This is a genomic window from Nonomuraea sp. N2-4H, assembly GCF_045291505.1.
In the GTDB taxonomy this organism is placed as follows: domain Bacteria; phylum Actinomycetota; class Actinomycetes; order Streptosporangiales; family Streptosporangiaceae; genus Nonomuraea; species Nonomuraea fastidiosa.
In genome coordinates, this window is the sequence record NZ_CP147987.1 from 3,240,147 (window position 1) to 3,257,295 (window position 17,149).

The 17,149-nt window shown below is 73.9% G+C and carries 16 protein-coding genes; 14 read left to right on the top strand and 2 right to left on the bottom strand.

Translation table 11 applies throughout. The features are described 5' to 3' along the window. Positions 1-13 precede the first annotated feature (13 nt). Positions 14-772, top strand: a complete 759-nt coding sequence (locus WBK31_RS14990; RefSeq protein WP_406675055.1) for a TylF/MycF family methyltransferase — start codon at positions 14-16, stop codon at positions 770-772. 181 nt (positions 773-953) lie between these two features. On the opposite strand, the gene WBK31_RS14995 is transcribed toward WBK31_RS14990, so the two are convergent. Continuing rightward, positions 954-1,547, bottom strand: a complete 594-nt coding sequence (locus WBK31_RS14995) for an NAD(P)H-dependent oxidoreductase (protein WP_364050929.1) — start codon at positions 1,545-1,547, stop codon at positions 954-956. Positions 1,548-1,846: 299 nt separating this feature from the next. Here WBK31_RS14995 and WBK31_RS15000 point away from each other — a divergent pair, with 299 nt between their 5' ends. Together WBK31_RS15000 and WBK31_RS15005 are read left to right on the top strand one after the other, a co-directional pair. Continuing rightward, positions 1,847-2,698, top strand: a complete 852-nt coding sequence (locus WBK31_RS15000; RefSeq protein WP_378789055.1) for an oxidoreductase — start codon at positions 1,847-1,849, stop codon at positions 2,696-2,698. Positions 2,699-2,725: 27 nt separating this feature from the next. Beyond that, positions 2,726-3,892, top strand: a complete 1,167-nt coding sequence (locus WBK31_RS15005; RefSeq protein WP_406675056.1) for a nucleotide disphospho-sugar-binding domain-containing protein — start codon at positions 2,726-2,728, stop codon at positions 3,890-3,892. A gap of 94 nt (positions 3,893-3,986) precedes the next feature. Here the strand turns inward: WBK31_RS15005 and WBK31_RS15010 are convergent, their stop codons facing one another. Then, positions 3,987-5,111 (bottom strand): hypothetical protein, encoded by a 1,125-nt coding sequence (locus WBK31_RS15010; protein ID WP_406675057.1) that lies wholly within the window; start codon positions 5,109-5,111, stop codon positions 3,987-3,989. Between the two features lie 284 nt (positions 5,112-5,395). On the opposite strand from WBK31_RS15010, the gene WBK31_RS15015 reads away from it, so the two are divergent. The 11 genes from WBK31_RS15015 to accD all read left to right on the top strand — a co-directional run bounded on the left by WBK31_RS15015 (position 5,396) and on the right by accD (position 17,026). Continuing rightward, positions 5,396-6,607 carry an acyl-CoA dehydrogenase family protein gene (locus WBK31_RS15015; protein WP_364050939.1) on the top strand — a complete coding sequence of 404 codons (1,212 nt, stop codon included), beginning with the start codon at positions 5,396-5,398 and terminating at the stop codon, positions 6,605-6,607. Between the two features lie 37 nt (positions 6,608-6,644). Beyond that, positions 6,645-7,463, top strand: a complete 819-nt coding sequence (gene fabG / locus WBK31_RS15020; protein WP_406675058.1) for a 3-oxoacyl-ACP reductase FabG — start codon at positions 6,645-6,647, stop codon at positions 7,461-7,463. Positions 7,464-7,475: 12 nt separating this feature from the next. Next, positions 7,476-8,456, top strand: a complete 981-nt coding sequence (locus tag WBK31_RS15025; RefSeq protein WP_364050944.1) for an aromatase/cyclase — start codon at positions 7,476-7,478, stop codon at positions 8,454-8,456. After that, entirely contained in the window at positions 8,453-8,914 is a 462-nt protein-coding gene (locus tag WBK31_RS15030; protein ID WP_364050947.1) for a nuclear transport factor 2 family protein, read from the top strand. The genes WBK31_RS15025 and WBK31_RS15030 overlap by 4 nt, the downstream gene beginning before the upstream one ends. Then, positions 8,899-9,960 (top strand): LLM class flavin-dependent oxidoreductase, encoded by a 1,062-nt coding sequence (locus tag WBK31_RS15035; RefSeq protein ID WP_364050950.1) that lies wholly within the window; start codon positions 8,899-8,901, stop codon positions 9,958-9,960. The genes WBK31_RS15030 and WBK31_RS15035 overlap by 16 nt, the downstream gene beginning before the upstream one ends. Then, the gene (locus WBK31_RS15040; RefSeq protein ID WP_406675059.1) at positions 9,953-11,356 is read left to right on the top strand and encodes an MDR family MFS transporter; all 1,404 of its coding nucleotides are present in this window, start codon (positions 9,953-9,955) and stop codon (positions 11,354-11,356) included. The genes WBK31_RS15035 and WBK31_RS15040 overlap by 8 nt, the downstream gene beginning before the upstream one ends. Positions 11,357-11,455: 99 nt before the next feature. Continuing rightward, positions 11,456-12,397 (top strand): 3-hydroxyacyl-CoA dehydrogenase NAD-binding domain-containing protein, encoded by a 942-nt coding sequence (locus WBK31_RS15045; RefSeq protein WP_364050956.1) that lies wholly within the window; start codon positions 11,456-11,458, stop codon positions 12,395-12,397. Next, positions 12,394-13,668 carry a beta-ketoacyl-[acyl-carrier-protein] synthase family protein gene (locus tag WBK31_RS15050; RefSeq protein ID WP_378789046.1) on the top strand — a complete coding sequence of 425 codons (1,275 nt, stop codon included), beginning with the start codon at positions 12,394-12,396 and terminating at the stop codon, positions 13,666-13,668. The genes WBK31_RS15045 and WBK31_RS15050 overlap by 4 nt, the downstream gene beginning before the upstream one ends. Next, complete coding sequence (locus tag WBK31_RS15055; RefSeq protein WP_406675060.1) at positions 13,665-14,963, top strand: ketosynthase chain-length factor; 1,299 nt, start codon at positions 13,665-13,667, stop codon at positions 14,961-14,963. Before WBK31_RS15050 ends, WBK31_RS15055 begins: the two co-directional genes overlap by 4 nt. 36 nt (positions 14,964-14,999) lie before the next feature. Further along, positions 15,000-15,257 carry an acyl carrier protein gene (locus WBK31_RS15060; RefSeq protein ID WP_364050965.1) on the top strand — a complete coding sequence of 86 codons (258 nt, stop codon included), beginning with the start codon at positions 15,000-15,002 and terminating at the stop codon, positions 15,255-15,257. Next, positions 15,254-17,026: an acetyl-CoA carboxylase, carboxyltransferase subunit beta gene (accD, locus tag WBK31_RS15065; RefSeq protein ID WP_364050968.1), complete on the top strand. Its 1,773-nt coding sequence runs from the start codon at positions 15,254-15,256 to the stop codon at positions 17,024-17,026. The genes WBK31_RS15060 and accD overlap by 4 nt, the downstream gene beginning before the upstream one ends. The last annotated feature ends 123 nt before the right edge of the window (positions 17,027-17,149 follow it).

Here is a 17,149-nt window from a genome sequence, read left to right on the forward strand (position 1 = left end):
ACGAGGAGATCACATGCCCGACGGGACGCAGCTCTACCTGGACCTGCTCAAGAAGATCCTGACCAACACCATCTACCAGGACCCCACCTTCCCCGACCCCGCCGCGGAGCACGGCATCTCGGGCTACCGGGACGACATCCGGGAGATCGGGCTCGACTGGCCCACCGTGGCCCACACCATGGTGGGCCGCAAGCGCCTGGACAACGTGCACTGGGCGGTGGAGACGGTGCTCAAGGACGGGGTGCCGGGCGACTTCATCGAGACCGGCGTGTGGCGCGGCGGCGTGTGCATCCTGATCCGCGCGATCCTGCAGGCGTACGGGGTGACCGACCGTACGGTGTGGCTGGCCGACTCGTTCGAGGGCATGCCGGTGACGGGAGACGACGGTCACGAGGCCGACCGGACGCTGGCGGTGCACCGCTACAACCACGTGCTGGCGGTGTCGCTGGAGACGGTGAAGGAGAACTTCGCGCGGTACGGGCTGCTCGACGACCAGGTGAGATTCCTGAAGGGCTGGTTCAAGGACACGCTGCCCGCCGCGCCGCCCGGGCCGCTCGCGGTCATCCGGCTCGACGGCGACCTGTACGAGTCGACCACCGACGCGCTGGTGAACCTTTATCCGCGGCTGTCGGTGGGCGGCTTCGCCATCATCGACGACTACGCCATCAAGGCGTGCCGGGAGGCGGTGCACGACTACCGGGAGACGTTCGGCATTAAGGATGAGATCGTGCCGATCGACACGTTCGGCGTCTACTGGCGGCGTACGAGCTGAGCCGGGTGGCGGGCCGCCAGGCTCAGGCCGTACGCCGGGCGGCCCGCCGCCCGGCGAAGGCCGGCTCTCCAGGGGTGGCGGCGGGCCGCCCGGCGAGTGCTGATGCTGCGGACGTGGGGCGGCTCGGCGGAGGCTGGTTTCCAAGACGCGTGAGAGCGGGCGCTCCCGGTGACCGCCCGGCTCAGCAGACGTAGGGGCGGGCCGCCCGCGCCGACCGCAGCGCCTCGCCCCACCAGCCGAGCTGGTCGAGCAGGAGCTTGGCGGCGGCGGAGACGCTCTCGGCGTCGCGCGGCCTGCCGGCCTCGTCGAACTGCGCGTACGCCATGTGGAAGCTGACCGTCTCGCGGATCGTGGTGGCGTGCAGCTCGGCGAAGACGAGCCGGAGCTGCTCGACGGCGCGCAGGCCGCCCGCGTAGCCGCCGTAGGAGACGAAGCCCACGGGCTTGGCCCGCCACTCGGGGCCGACGGAGTCGATGGCGAGCTTGAGCGAGGCGGGATAGCCGTGGTTGTACTCCGGGGTGACGACGACGAAGGCGTCGGCGGCGCCGATGCGGGCGGCGAAGTCGCGTACCTGCCTGTCGGGGTACTCGCCGGTGCTGACCGGGTGTTTCTGCTGGACGATCGGCAGGGGCACCTCGGCCAGGTCGATGATGTCGAGCTCGAAGCCGCCGTGATCGCGGACCCGCTCGACGACCCAGTTGCCGACGATGGAGCCGAAGCGGCCCTCGCGGGTGCTGCCGATGATCACGGCCAGGTTCAGAGGAGCGCCGGACAATGAGAGATCCCTTCTGCGCTGCGGAATGAGGGCATCGTAACACCGAAACGGAGCGGTGCGCTCCGTTCAGAGCGCAGCGCTCCACTTTGCCTGGTTGGTCGGCTTGGTGCAGCGCTCCGCTTGGCGCGGTTGGTCGGCTTTACGTTGGTCGGCTTTACGTAGCGCTCCGCCGAGTCCAGGGCCACCGGCCGCGTGCAGCGATCGCTCAGCGCGGTCCGCCGAGCCGGGCGCGGCGATCCGCCCCGCGCGGTCCAGCGGCCGTGTAGCCGGAATCGAGCGAGGCCGCCCAAGGTGGCGGCATGACCGACACCACTGCACGGCCGCGCCGCTGGTTCGTCACCGGCGCCTCGCGCGGCCTCGGCCGGGCGATCGCCGAGGCCGCGCTGGCCGCGGGCGACATCGTGATCGCCACCGCGCGCAAGCCGGACGCGCTGCACGACCTCGTCGCCGCCCACGGCGAGCGCGCCATCGCCCTGCGGCTCGACGTGACCGACCGGCAGGCCGTCTTCGCCGCCATCGACCGGGCGGTGGAACTGGCCGGCGGCATCGACGTCCTGGTCAACAACGCCGGCCACGGGCTGGCCGGGGCCGTGGAAGAGGTCTCCGAGACGCAGGCCCGCGAGGAGCTTGAAGTCAACTTCTTCGGCGCGCTGTGGTGCGTGCAGGCGGTCCTGCCGGTGCTGCGCCGCCAGGGGAGCGGCCACATCGTCCAGATGTCGAGCATCGCGGGCGTGACCACGTACCCGAATCTCGGCCTGTACTGCGCGAGCAAGTGGGCGCTCGAAGGGCTGAGCGAGACGCTGGCCAGGGAGGTGGCCGGGTTCGGGGTGCGAGTGACGATCGTGGAGCCGGGCGAGTTCCGTACGGAGTGGAGCGCGGGCAGCATGGTCAGGGCCACGCCGCTGGCCGCCTACGACGACGTGCTGGCCAAGCGGCGGCACGGGCTTTCTGGCGCGTACGCGCACCTGCAACCCGGAGATCCCGCCCGGCTCGGCCAGGCGCTGCTGGAGGTGCTGGACGCCGATCCGCCGCCGCTGCGCCTGCTGCTCGGGCGCGGCGCGGCCGAGCTGGCCCCGCGCGTGCTGCGCGAGCGGATCGCCGGATGGGAGCCGTGGCGCGAGCTGGCGGAGAGGGCGGACTTCGATGCGTGAGCCGGGGATCTGCGAGGAGGCCTGGGCATGAAGGTCATGATCGTCGTCCTGCCGGCGCTCGGGCACCTCTTCCCGGTGGTGCCGCTGGCCTGGGCGTTGCGCGCGGCCGGTCACGAGGTGCTGGTGGCCACCTCCGACGGCGCGGTGAACGCCGCGATCCGCGCCGGGCTGCCGGTCGTGGACGCCGCTCCCGGCGTGGACATCGCCGCCACCGTCTTCGGGCAGGGCCAGGGCACCAAAGAGGAACGCGCCCGCACCTTGCGCGAGCGCGGCAAGAAGATCGCCGAAGCCGGTGCCACCACCCCAGACCTGGTCTTCGAACGGTTCGCCCGGGTCTGCGCGCTGATGGCGGGCGAGACGCTGAAGGCGGCCCGGGACTGGCGTCCCGACCTGGTCGTGTACTCCAGGCTGCAGGGCGCGGGGCTGCTCGTCGCCGCCGCGCTCGGCATCCCGGCCGTCGAGCACGGCTTCAACTTCGTCGCCGAGCCCGGCTTCGCCGGACGCTACCTGCCGCACCTCGCCGAGACGTTCGACCGCAACGGCGTGCCCAGGCGCGAGCCGTACGTTCAGCCGCTGCATGTCGCGCCGCCGGAGCTGATGATCGGCGGCGGTGAGGGCTGGCCTGTCCGGTACGTCCCGTACAACGCGGGCGGTGAGCTGCCGCCCTGGCTCTTCGAGCCCGCCCGGCGGCCCCGGGTGCTGGTCACGTTGGGCACCGTGGTGCCGAAGATGGCCGGGCTCGACGGGCTGGCCCCGCTGCTGGCCGCCGCCGAGGAGACGGACGCCGAGTTCGTGCTGGCCCTGGGCGGCCAGGCGGAGCCGGGCGCGCTCGGGCCGCTGCCCGCCAACGTACGCGAGGCGGCCTGGCTGCCTGTGCACGCGGCGCTCGCCCGCTGCGCCGCCATCGTGCACCACGGCGGGTCCGGCACCACGCTGACCGCGCTGGCCGCCGGAGTACCGCAGCTCGTGCTGCCCCATGGCGCGGACCAGTACATCAACGCGGGCGTCGTCAGCGGCGGCGGGTTCGGGCTGAGCCGCGAGCCCGAAGCAGCCGGCCAGAAGGAGCTCGCCGAGCTGCTCGACGACGGCCCCATCCGCGCCGCCGCACGGGCGGTCGCGCGGCGGCTGCGCGACCTGCCACCGCCCGCCGCCCTGGTGCCCAGGCTGGAGGGCCTGGCCGCGGCGGGCGGCTGAAGCCCCCGCTCAAGAGCCTGATCACGGCGGCCCTATGAGCGGCCGCGTAGGGCTCAGGGCCTGAGCCTGGTGACCGGCGGGCCGTTGGGCCCCGCTACCGGGGCTTGCGGGCGGGGCCCGGCTCGTCGTTGAAGCCCTTCTCGATGAACGCGATGTTGTGGTACACGTGCACGCCCGTCACGTGGGCGTCGGTGTAGGAGGGCGCTTTGCCGTACTCCTTGTGGTGCAGGCCGTCGAGCAGCGCCCCGATCAGGCCCATCGTCGTGCCGGGGCCCGAGGGGCCACCGCCGTAGGAGGGCCAGTAGGAGGTCTGCAGGTCCTCGATGACGTACCAGCCGCCCGGCCGCACGTGCGGGAAGAGCGCCGCGAACGAGGCGAGCACGTGCGCGTTGACGTGGCTGCCGTCGTCGATGACGATGTCCAGCCCGCCGAGCCCGGCGCCCAGGCGGTCGAGGAAGGCGCCGTCGCTCTGGTCGCCTTTGATCGTGCGGATCCGGGGCTCGTCCAGCCGTTTCTCGTGCACGTCGAGCCCGTGGATCAGGCCGCGGTGGAAGTACCGCTGCCACATGCGCAGCGAGCCGCCGCCCGCGCGCGGGTCGTCGTAACCGCCGATGCCGATCTCCAGCAGCCGCACCGGGGCGTCGCGCAGCGGCGCGAAGTGGCGCTCGTAGTGCTGGGTGTACCAGTGCACACCGCCCCATTTGTCCGAGCCGAAGGCCACCGCCAGGTCGTCGAGCGGCGGGGGCGCGGTGCGCAGCTCGCGCAGCAGCGCGTGCCCGGCCCGGATGCCGCGCCGCCTGCGGGCGAGCAGCGGCGCAACCTCGGCCGGGTCGGGGTCGTCGGGCCAGCGGGCCGACAGGTCGTGGCGCAGGTGCAGGCCGGCGCCGCGGGTGCCGTACAGCGCCCGCGCGAAGTCCGCGATCGGGTACGCGATCCGCACGTCGGCCCCCTCGTCCGCCTCAGCCCCCGTGCCGAGCAGCGTCGCGCCCTCGGGCCCGAAGCCGATGTCGACGACGATGGAGGTCTCTGCGGGGACGGTCAGCTCCAGCCGGACCACCGCCTGTTCACGGGCCGGGCCGCAGCGGCTGAGCAGCTCGGCCACCAGCGCGTCCGCCACCTTCTCCGGGCCGGTCTCGGCGATCACGCGGTCGTAGCCGCCGTTCAGATCGCCCGCCTCGACCAGCGGCGCCACCACACCCCACGGTTCCACATCCGTCATGCGACGTGCCCTTTCTCCTCCGTTTTACCGGCCGAGCGTGGCTGGTGCGTGCGGAGCCGGCGTCCATGCGTGCTGGAGCGGGGCTGGAGGCGGCGCGGATGGGGGAGCGGTCCGTTCCACCGATCGGACGTGGCTGGTGCGTGCGGAGCCGGCGTCCATGCGCGCTGGAGGCGGCGCGAGCGCCGGAGCGCGGTCCGTCCGCGTTCGAGCGCCGGTAGAGGGGCGCCGATGACAGTGGGGCGACGGCGCCCCGGCGGGCGCGCGGCGAGACGGAGGTGACCGGAATGGACGTCCAGACACCGGCGGGCGGCGCCGCCGTGGCCGAGGGGGTGGCCGCCGGCGCGCCGGGGGTGCGGGAGCTGGCGCTCGTCGCCGGGCGGCACGCCGTTCGGGCCGACGCCACCGGCAGGCCGGACCCGGAGACGGTGGGCGGCATCGTGACCGCCGGCTTCGCCAGGCACTTCGTCCCCGAGCGCTACGGCGGGGCGGCGGGCGGGTTCGCCGCGCTGCTCGGCGCGGTCGCGGCCGTGGGTGAGCGGTGCGCGTCCGCCGCATGGAACGCCTCGCTGGCGGCCGGGTCGGCACGGCTCGGCGCGTACCTGCCCGAGCGCGGCCAGGCGGAGCTGTGGGCCAGAGGGCCGGACGCGCTGGTGGCGGCCGGGCTCGTGCCCTCCGGCCGGGCGGTGAGTGACGGCGACGGCTGGCGGCTGTCCGGCGAGTGGGCGTATGCCAGCGGCGCGGAGTTCTCCGACTGGGTGCTGCTCGCCGCCCCCTCGGGCCCGCGTGACGCAGCCGGAGGCGACCGGCCAGGGGTGCGCTTCTTCGCGCTGCCGCGCGCCGCCTTCACGGTGCGGCACACGTGGCGGGCGCTCGGCATGCGGGCCACCGCCAGCGACACCGTGGTGGTGAGCGACGCGTACGTCCCCGAGCACCGGTCGGTCCCATGGGAGCGGATCCACCGGGGCACTCCTGAGCCTCCGGCGGCGCGGTGCCATGCGGTGCCGTTGCGGCTGGTCAGCGGCCTGCTGTTCGGGGCGCCCGCGCTCGGTGCCGCGACGGCCGCCGTACGGGAGTGGAGCGAGCGCCTGCGCGGCGACGCGTCGGCCGGCGAGAGCGCCCGGCTGGCGCTGGCATCGGCCGCGGCGGAGGTGGAGACGGCCGGGCTGCTGCTGGCCAGGGCCGCCGAGACCGCCGATCGCGAAGCGCCGGACGGCGAAGGCGACATCGCGAGGGACGAGGCGCGCAACGCGCGGGACTGCGCCTACGCCGTCGAGCTGCTGCGCCAGGCCACCGACCGGCTGTTCCGCGCCGCGGGCACCCGCGTGCAGGCGGCCGGAGACCCGCTCCAGCGCGCGTGGCGGGACGTCTCCTGCGTGGCGAGCCACGTGGCACTGCGCTTCGAGCCTGCCGCCCTGCGCTATGCCGCCCACCTGCTCACCGGCGGGTTCGAGCGCGAGTCGAGCGGGGCGGCAGCCCGGCTCCAGACCCGGGTGTGACCGTCGGGGTCGGACAGCGCGAGAGCGAGGAGACGGCATGACCGAACAGCACAGCACCGGGGAGGCGGGTGCCGCGGTCGCACGGCGCAAGCTGGCGCTGGTGACCGGCGGCACCAGCGGCATCGGCCTGGCCGTGACCAGGTCGCTGGCCGCCGCCGGGCATCAGGTCTTCATCTGCGCCCGCAGGGCCGACCAGCTCGCCCTGGTGGTGAAGGGGCTGCGCGAGGAGGGGCTGGCGGTGGACGGCGTCCCGGCCGACGTGCGCGAGCCGGGCGACGTGCGGAACTTCGTCGAGACGGCGGTGAGCCGGTACGGTCCCGTGGACATCCTGGTCAACAACGCCGGGCGCAACGGCGGCGGTGTGACCGCCGAGATCACCGACGAGCTCTGGTTCGACGTCATCGACACCAACCTCAACAGCGTCTTCCTGGTCACGCGCGAGGTGCTGACCAGCGGCGGCATGGCGGCGCGCAAGCAAGGCCGGATCATCAACATCGCCTCGACGGGCGGCAAGCAGGGCGTCGTGCTCGGCGCGCCGTACTCGGCCTCCAAACACGGCGTGATCGGCCTGACCAAGGCGCTCGGCCTGGAGCTGGCCAAGTCCGGCATCACCGTGAACGCGGTCTGCCCCGGCTATGTCGAGACCCCGATGGCCGAGCGCGTCAGGAACGGCTACGCCGAGGTCTGGGGCACCACGCCCGACGAGGTGCTCACGAGGTTCAACGCGAAGATCCCGCTGGGGCGCTACTCCACCCCCGAGGAGGTGGCCGGCCTGGTCGGCTACCTCGTCACCGACACGGCGGCGTCGATCACCGCGCAGGCGCTGAACGTGTGCGGCGGCCTGGGCAACTACTGAGAGGAGAGTGAGATGGCCGAGCCGCGCATCCACCGGACCGAGCACCGCATCACGGTGCGGGCCCCGGCGGAGCAGGTCTACGAGCTGATCGCGGACGTGACCGCCTGGCCGCGCGTGTTCCCGCCCACCGTGCACGTCGAGCGGCTGGAATCGGCCGATGAGGACGGCGGCACCGAGCGGATCACGATCTGGGCGACCGCCAACGACACGGTGAGGTCGTGGACGTCCCGCCGCGAGCTGGACCGGGCCGCGCTGCGCATCGCGTTCCGCCAGGAGGTCTCGCAGCCCCCAGTGGCCGAGATGGGCGGACTGTGGGAGATCGAGTCGCTGCCCGGCGGCGAGACGCTCGTCCGGCTGCACCACGACTACCGGGCGGTCGGCGGCGATCCGGACGGCGCGGAGTGGATCGCGCGGGCGGTGGACCGCAACAGCGAGGCGGAGCTGGCCGCGCTCAAGCGGGTCGCCGAGCGGGAGGCCGCGCAGGAGCGGCTGCTGCTGGTCTTCGCCGACAGCGTCGAGGTCGCCGGGTCGGCCGCAGACGTCTTCGACTTCGTCGACCAGGCACAGCACTGGGCCGAGCGGCTGCCGCACGTGGCCCGCGTCTCGCTGCGCGAGGTGCAGCCGAACGTGCAGGTGCTCGGCATGGACACGCGGACGGCCAAGGGCGACGTGCACACCACCGAGTCCGTACGGGTGACCTTCCCCCACCGCTCCATCGTCTACAAGCAGCAGGTGCTGCCCGCGCTGCTGTCGGTGCACAACGGCCGGTGGACCTTCGAAGAGCGCGACGGCCGTACCGTCGCGACGAGCGAGCACACGGTGGTCATCAAGGAGGAGGCCATCCCCGCCGTGCTCGGCGAGGACGCCGACGTGGAGACCGCCCGCGCCTGGGTGCGGCGGGCGCTCAGCGGCAACAGCCTGGCCACGCTGGAGCACGCCAAACGGTACGCCGAGAGCCGCACCGCACCGGCGGCGTCGGGAGCGGCGTCGTGACGACCTCGCTGTCCCCGGGCGTCCTGTACGCCGAGATCCAGGCGTTCTACGCCCGCCAGACCCGCCTGCTCGACCGCGGCAGGACCGGCGAGTGGGCGGCCACCTTCACCGAGGACGGCGTCTTCGAGGAGGTCACCAAGGGCCTGCGGCTGGAGGGCAGGGAGGCGATCGCCGCCTCCGCCCGCAAGCGCGCCGAGGCCACCGCCGCCGAGGGAGTCCAGCGCCGGCACTGGTTCGGCATGCTGGAGATCGCCGATGAGCCCGGCGGCAGGCTCGGCGCCACGTACTACGCGCTGGTGATGTCCACCCCGGCGGGCGGCGGGCTGTCGGTCTACCTCAGCGCCGAGGCGCACGACGTACTGGTCCCGCACGCCGGTGGCTGGCTGGTCCGCCACCGCAGCATCCGTCACGACGCGGCCGGGCCGCTGGAGAGCGAGGCGCCGTGGAGTTCGGCATAGTCTTCTTCCCCACCGTCGGCCCCGACGACCGGCCGGCGCCGCAGTACTTCGACGAGTGCCTGCACCTCGCGGCGCTGGCGGAGGAGCTGGGCTTCGCGCACGTCAAAACCGTCGAGCACTACTTCTTCCCCTACGGCGGCTACAGCCCCGACCCGGTGACGTTCCTGGCCGCCGTGGCCGCGCGTACCAGCAGGATCCGGCTCGGCACCAGCGCGGCCATCCCGGCCTTCACGCATCCGGTCAAGCTCGCCGGCAAGCTCGCCATGCTGGACAACATCTCCCACGGGCGGCTGGACGTCGCGTTCGGGCGGGCGTTCCTGCCGGACGAGTTCGCCGCCTTCGGCATCCCCCTGGACGAGAGCAGGGACAGGTTCACCGAAGGGGTGACGGCCTGCGTCCGGCTGTGGAGCGAGGAGAACGTCACGTTCGACGGGCGCTTCCACCGGTTCGGGCCGGTCACCCTGCTGCCGAAGGTGGTGCAAAGGCCGCACCCGCCGGTCTTCGTCACCAGCGCCCGCAGCCCCGAGTCGGTCGAGCGGGCCGGGACTGACGGCTACCACCTGCAGACGGTGCCGAACGTGATGTCGCGCGAGGTGCTCCAGGAACGCCTGGCGATCTACCGCAACGCCTGGGCGGCCGCCGGACACCCCGAGGGCGCGGCCCGCATCCACTTCAGCTACCCCACGGTGGTGGCGGACGACGGCGAGGAGGCCGCCAGGAAGGGACGCTACGACGAGGAACGCAACACCGCGGCCATCGCCGCAGCCGTCCGCGCCTGGAGCGGCACCACCAGCGCCGCCTACCCGGGCTACGAGAAGCTGGCCGACCTCACCACGCGCGCCACGTTCGACGACCGGCTCAAGGACGACAAGGTCCTGGCAGGCGACCCCGACCAGGTCAGGGCGCAGCTCGAACGCATCGCCGGCTGGTACGGCGACGACGTGACGATCAGCCTGGGCATCCACTCGGGGCACCTCGACGTCGGGGACGCGGAGCGCACGCTGCGCCTGCTGGCCGACCGGGTGCTGCCCAAGCTGCATGCCTGAGGAGGCGGCGCGGCAGGCCGGCCCGTCCCGCGTGGACGGCCGGCTGCTGCGCGTCGGCCTGATACTCCAGCTCGGCGCGCTCGCGCCGCTGCTGGACACCACGATCGTCAGCGTCGCGATCCCGGACCTCGGCCGGGCCTTCGGCGCGCCGGTCTCCGCCATCCAGCTGGTCAGCACCGGCTATCTGCTGGCCTTCGCCATGGTGGTGCCGCTGGTCGGCTGGGCGATCGAGCGTTACGGCGGTCGGGCCGTCTGGACGGCCTCGCTGCTGGCCTTCCTGGCCGGGTCGCTGCTGTGCGGGGTGGCGTGGTCGCTGCCGGTCCTGGTGGCGGCCCGGGTCGTGCAGGGTGCGGCGGGCGGCATGGTCTTCCCGGTCATGCAGACCGTGCTCGCGCAGGTCGCGGGGGAGCGGCGGCTCGGGCGCGCCATGGCGATCCTCGCGGTGCCCGGCCAGTTCGCGCCCATCGCGGGGCCGACGCTCGGCGGCGTGCTCGTGGCCACGCTCGGCTGGCGGTGGATCTTCCTCGTCAACCTGCCGATCTGCCTGATCGCGCTGGTGGCCGGGCATCGCGGGCTGCCGCGCGGCACGCGCGACACCGGGCGGCGGCTGGACGTGACGGGCCTGGTGCTGCTCGCGCCCGCGATGGCGCTGCTCGTCTACGGCCTGACCCGGGTCGGCGAGGTGCCCGGCGGCCCCGACGCGCAGGCCGTCGCATGCGCGGGAGCGGGGATCGCGCTGCTGCTCGCCTTCTCCGCCCGCGCGCTGCGCCGGCCCGCGTCGCTGGTGAACGTCCGCCTGTTACGGGCCCGCTCGCTGGCCTCGGCGTCGGCCGTGGTGTTCTGCACCCAGGCCGCGCTGCTCGGCACGATGTTCGTGCTGCCGCTGTTCTACGAGCGGCTGCACGGCGCGGACGCGCTGCGGGCCGGGCTGCTGCTCGCGCCCCAGGGGATCGGCGCGATGCTGGCGATGCCGCTGGTCGGCCTGCTGGTGGACCGGATAGGCCCCCGGCCTCTCGTGCTGGCCGGGATCGTGCTGGCGATCGCGGGCACGCTGCCGTTCGCGCTGGCGGGCCCGGCGACCGGTCAGGCGGCGCTGGCGCTGGCTCTCGGGGTGCGCGGGCTCGGCCTGGGCGCGGCGGTGATCCCCGTCGTCTCGGCGGCCTACTACGGGGTCGCCGAGCGCGACTATCCGGGCGCCACCACCGTGTTCAACATCGTTCAGCGGCTGGGCGGCTCGTTCGGCACGGCCGTGCTCGCGGTCGTGCTGCAGTGGCGGCTGACCGGTCCCGGCGGGGTCGCCGGCGCGTACGCGGTGACGTTCTGGTGGGCCATCGGCTTCACCGTGCTCACGCTGGTGCCCGCGCTGTTCATGGTGGGCCGCCACCGTACTGAGTGATCTGTCCTAGTTCGTCCTGGACTTGAGTGCACCACGAGGCACGCCGGTGATGCTGACCCGGTGTACGGCAACGGAAACGATCGGGGATGGTGACGGCCAATGGCCGCTGAGGCGACAATCATCGGCGCGGGAACCATAGGGCTCGGATGGACCGCCCTGTTCCTCGCCCGCGGGCTCCGGGTGCGCGTCAACAGCCGCCGGGCCGACGCCGGGCGCATCGTACGCGAAGGCATCGAGCTGTTCGCGCCCACGATCCCGGGCGGCGGCGCCGACCCGGACGAGCTGGTCACCCGGCTGCGCATCGAGCCCGACCTGGACCGCGCGCTCGACGGCACGGACGTCGTCCAGGAGAACGCGCCGGAGAACCTGGAGCTGAAGAAGGAACTGTTCGGCAAGATCGCCGCGGCGGCTCCGCCGGACGCGCTGCTGCTCAGCTCCACCTCGACCTTCCTGCCCGAGGACATCGGCGCCGACCTGCCCGACCCGCGCAGGGTCGTGGTGGGCCACCCGTTCAACCCGGCGCACCTCATCCCGCTCGTCGAGGTCGTCACCGCCGAGGGCGCCGACTCCCGGCTCGCCGAGCGGGCCGCGGCCTTCTATCGCGACCTGGGCAAGACGCCCATCGTGCTCGGCCGCGGCATCAACGGGTTCGTCGCCAACCGGCTGCAGTCGGCGCTGCTGCGCGAGAGCATCCACCTCGTACGCTCAGGCGTCGTCACGGTCGAGCAGCTCGACGCGATCGTGGTCGCCTCCATCGGGCTGCGCTGGGCCACCATCGGCCCCTTCCACTCCTTCCACCTCGGCGGCGGGCCCGGCGGGCTGCGCCACTGGCTCAGCCACCTGGGCGCCGGGCTGGAGAAGGGCTGGGCCGGGCTCGGCAACCCCACGATGGACGAGCAGACCGTACGCACCCTCATCGACCAGGCCGACCAGGCGTTCGCCGGCCGCACGTACGAAGAGCTCGCCGCCGAGCGGGACGCCAGGCACACGGCGGTGCTGCGCGCGCTCGCCGAGCTGGACGAGGAGGCTCCCGCCCGATGAGCCGCACCGCAGTGATCACCGGCATCGGCGTCGTCGCGCCCGGTGGCGTCGGGGTGAAGCCCTTCTGGGAGCTGCTGGTCTCCGGCCAGACGGCCACCCGCACGATCACGCACTTCGACGCCTCGCCCTTTCGGTCCACGGTCGCCGCCGAATGCGACTTCGACGGCGCCGCCGAGGGGCTGACCCCGCAGGAGCTGCGCAGGATGGACCGGGCCACCCAGTTCGCGGTGGTCTCGGCCCGCCAGGCGCTCGCCGACAGCGGGCTCGCGCCGCAGGAGCTCGACCCGTACCGGACCGGCGTCGCCATCGGCAGCGCCGTGGGCTGCACCACCAGCCTGGAACGTGAGTACGTGGTCGTCAGCGACGGCGGCCGCGAATGGCACGTCGACCCCGGCTACGCGGTGCCGCACCTGTACGACTACTACGTGCCCAGCTCCATCGCGGCCGAGGTCGCCTGGGCTGTGGAGGCGCAGGGCCCGTGCACCGTCGTCTCCACCGGCTGCACATCGGGCCTCGACGCGGTCGGCCACGCCGTACGGCTGATCGAGGAGGGCTCGGCCGACACCATGATCGCCGGCGCGTCGGACGCCCCGATCTCGCCCATCACCCTGGCCTGCTTCGACGCCATCAGGGCCACCACACCGCGCAACGACGAGCCCGCCACGGCCTCGCGGCCCTTCGACAACACCCGCAACGGGTTCGTGCTCGGCGAGGGCTCGGCGGTGTTCGTGCTGGAGGAGCGCGAGCGGGCGCTGGCCAGAGGCGCCCACGTCTACGCCGCCGTCGAGGGGTTCGCCTCCCGCTGCAACGCCTTCCACATGACCGGGCTGCGTCCCGACGGCAAGGAGATGGCGGCGGCGATCGGCGCCGCGCTCGACGAGGCCCGCCTCACGCCCGACGAGGTCGGCTACGTCAACGCCCACGGCTCCAGCACCCGCCAGAACGACAGGCACGAGACCGCCGCCTTCAAGCGCGCGCTCGGAGACGCCGCCTACCGGACGCCGGTCAGCTCGATCAAGTCGATGATCGGCCACTCGCTCGGCGCGATCGGCTCGCTGGAGATCGCCGCCTGCGCGCTCGCCATCGAGCACGGCGTCATCCCGCCCACCGCCAACCTCCACGAACCCGACCCCGAGTGCGACCTCGACTACGTCCCCCTAGTCGCCAGGGACGCCGCCGGGCTCGACACCGTCCTCACCGTGGGCAGCGGCTTCGGCGGCTTCCAGAGCGCGATGGTGCTCACGGGGCCGCGGCGGGCGGGCCGCCGATGACCGCGACGGGCACGTTCGAGACGGGTGTCAACGCGGCGGAGGTGCACGGGGCGCGGCGGGACGAGGCAGCGGCTTCCGGGACGACCGTGATCACCGGGATCGGCGTCGTCGCGCCGAACGGGCTGGGTGTCGCCGACTACTGGGCCGCGACCCTGGAGGGCAGGTCGGGCATCGGGCGCATCACCCGCTTCGACCCCGCCCGCTACCCCGTGCGCCTGGCCGGTGAGATCTCCGGCTTCGTCCCCGCCGACCACCTGCCCGGCCGGCTCATCCCGCAGACCGACCACATGACCAGGCTCGCGCTCGTGGCCGCCGACGAGGCGCTGTGCGACGCCGGGCTCCGCCAGGACGCCCAGCCCGAGTACGGCGTCGGCGTGGTGACCGCGGCGGGCGCGGGCGGCTTCGAGTTCGGCCACCGGGAGCTGGAGAAGCTGTGGCGCGACGGCCCCGAGCACGTCAGCGCCTACCAGTCGTTCGCCTGGTTCTACGCCGTGAACACCGGCCAGATCTCGATCAGGCACGGCTTCCGCGGACCGAGCGGGGTGCTCGTGTCCGACCAGGCGGGCGGCCTGGACGCCATCGCCCAGGCGCGCAGGCACGTACGCGGCGGGCTGCCCGCGGTCGTGACGGGCGCGGTGGACGGCTCGCTGTGCCCGTGGGGCTGGGTCGCCCAGGTGAGCACGGGGCAGCTCAGCCGCGCCACCGACCCGGCGAGCGCCTATCGGCCGTTCGACGCGGACGCCTCGGGGTTCGTGCCCGGCGAGGGCGGCGCGATCCTCATCGCCGAGGACGCCGCAGCGGCCGCCGCCCGTGGCGCCCGCGTCCACGGGCGCGTCCTCGGCTACGCGGCCACCTTCGACCGGCGGCCCCGCCCCGGCGCGCCCACAAGCCCGTTCGGCCTGCGCAGGGCCATCGAGCTCGCGCTGGCGGACGCCGGCCGCGCGCCCGGCGACATCGACGTGATCTTCGCGGACGGCGCAGGCGTCCCGGACCTCGACAGGGCCGAGGCGCAGGCGCTGGCCGCCGTCTTCGGGCCGCGCTCGGTGCCCGTCTGCGTACCCAAGACCATGACCGGCCGGCTCTGCGCCGGCGCCGGGCCGCTCGACGTGGCGGCCGCGCTGCTGTCGATCAGGGACGGACTCGTCCCGCCCGCCGTACACGTACGGCCGGACCCCGGCCACCGGCTCGACCTGGTCACGGGCGAGCCGCGCCCGCTGCGCGTGCGCAACGCCCTGGTCGTCGCCAGAGGCGCGCGCGGCTTCAACAGCGCGATCGTGGTGGGCGCGCCGGCCTGAGCAGCGCTCAATTCCGGAACTTCAGGAGGGATCTTCATGAAACCGCTCACGCTGGCCGACCTGGCCGCGATCCTGCGCGAGGTCGCGGGCGAGGACGAGACCACGCCACTGGAAGGCGACTTCGCCGACGTCCCGTTCAGCGACCTCGGCTACGACTCCATCGCCGTGCTGGAGATGGCCGCCCGGCTGAGCAGGGACTACGGCGTGCACCTGTCCGACGACGACGTTCTCGGCCCCGCCACGCCCCGGCAGGTGCTGGAGCTGGCGGGCTCCGAGACCGAGCCGGCGCCGTGACCGCGACCACGCTCCGCCCCGTCACGAACGCCTCCTGGTGGCGCTGCGACGGCTGCGGCTACCTCCTTTACGCCAAGCGGCTGGCCCGCTCCCACGGCGTGTGCCCCGAGTGCGGGCATCACCGGCGCATGCCCGCGATCGAGCGGCTTGAGCTGCTGCTCGATCCGGGCACGGCCGAGCCGCTCGACGTCCCGTACCCGGCCGACGACCCGCTCGGCTTCACCGACACCCGGCCGTACCGGGAGCGGCTGGCCGAGGCGCGGGCCCGTAGCGGGCTCGCCGAGGCGGCGATCGCGGCGCGCGGCCTCATCGGCGGCGTGCCCGCGATGGTCGTCGCGATGGAGTTCGGCTTTCTCGGCGGCAGCCTGGGCGCCGCCGTCGGCGAGCTGATCACGGTGGCCGCCGAGACCGCGCTGGCCGAGCGCAGGGCGCTGGTCATCGTGGCCGCGTCCGGCGGCGCTCGCATGCAGGAGGGCGCGATCGCGCTGATGCAGATGGCCAAGACCAGCCAGGCGCTGCTGGCGCTGGACGAGGCCGGGCTGCCGACCGTCTCGGTGATCACCGATCCGACGTACGGCGGGGTGGCGGCCTCCTTCGCCACGCTCTGCGACGTCATCGTGGCCGAGCCCGGGGCGCGGATGGGGTTCGCCGGGCCGCGGGTGATCGAGCGGACGATCGGCGAGAAGCTGCCGCCCGGCTTCCAGACGGCCGAGTTCCTGCTGCGGCACGGGCAGATCGACGCCATCACGTCCAGGAACGAGCTGCGCCCCACGCTGCGCCGCCTGCTCCGCGCGCTCGCCCCCGCGCAACCACCCCGGCCACCGGCTCCCGGACACCCGCGCCCGTCGCCGTCCCGTCCGCCGGCTTCCGGCTGCCCGCGCCCGTCGCCGGTCCGGCCGTATCCCTCCGGCCCCGCCGCCGTCGAGCGACCCGGCGCTGTGGTGACGGAGCCGTCGCGGCTGCCCGCCGCCGACCCGTACGAGATCGTCCGGTCGGCCAGAAGCCTCGACCGGCCCACCGCGCTCGACTACGTGCACCGGCTCGTGGACGACTTCGAGGAGCTGCACGGCGACCGGCTGGGCGGCGACTGCCCCGCCACGGTCGGCGGCGTGGGCACCCTCGACGGTCAGCCCCTCGTGGTGATCGGCCAGCAGAAGGGGCACGACGCCGCCGAGCTGCGGGAGCGCAACTTCGGCATGCCCGTACCGGCCGGGTACCGCAAGGCGGCCAGGCTCATGCGGCTCGCCGCCAAGCTGGGCATCCCCGTCCTGACGCTGGTGGACACGGGCGGGGCGTACCCCGGGGTGTCGGCGGAACGCGAGGGCCAGGCCGTCGCGATCGCCGAGAATCTGCGGCTCATGGCCGGGCTGCCGGTGCCGATCGTGTCCGTGGTGATCTCCGAGGGGGGCAGTGGCGGGGCGCTCGGGCTGGCCGTCGCCGATCGCGTCCTGATGCTGAGCAACGCCGTCTACTCCGTGATCAGCCCTGAGGGGTGCGCCGCGATCCTGTGGCGCGACGGTACGGCGGCGCCGCGCGCGGCCCGCGCCCTGGGGCTGGACGCGCGGGAGCTGCTGGCCCGGGGCGTGGTGGACGCGGTCCTGCCCGAGCCGGACGGCGGCGCCCAGGCCGACATCGACGGGACCGCGCGCCTGCTCGGCGAGGTCGTCGGCGCGACCCTGGCCGAGCTGCGCGCGTTGCCGGCCGAGGAGCTGACGGCCCGCAGGAAAGCCCGCTTCCGGCGGATCGGATCGCAGGCGGTGACGGGGTGAGGCAGGAACGCGGCACGCTCGGCACTCCGCCGGTCACCGACCACCGCAACGGCCTCCCTCAGCCCGCAGCACCTCCGGAGCCGATACAACGGTCAGGTTTGCCGAGCCCGGCAGAGCGGCCGG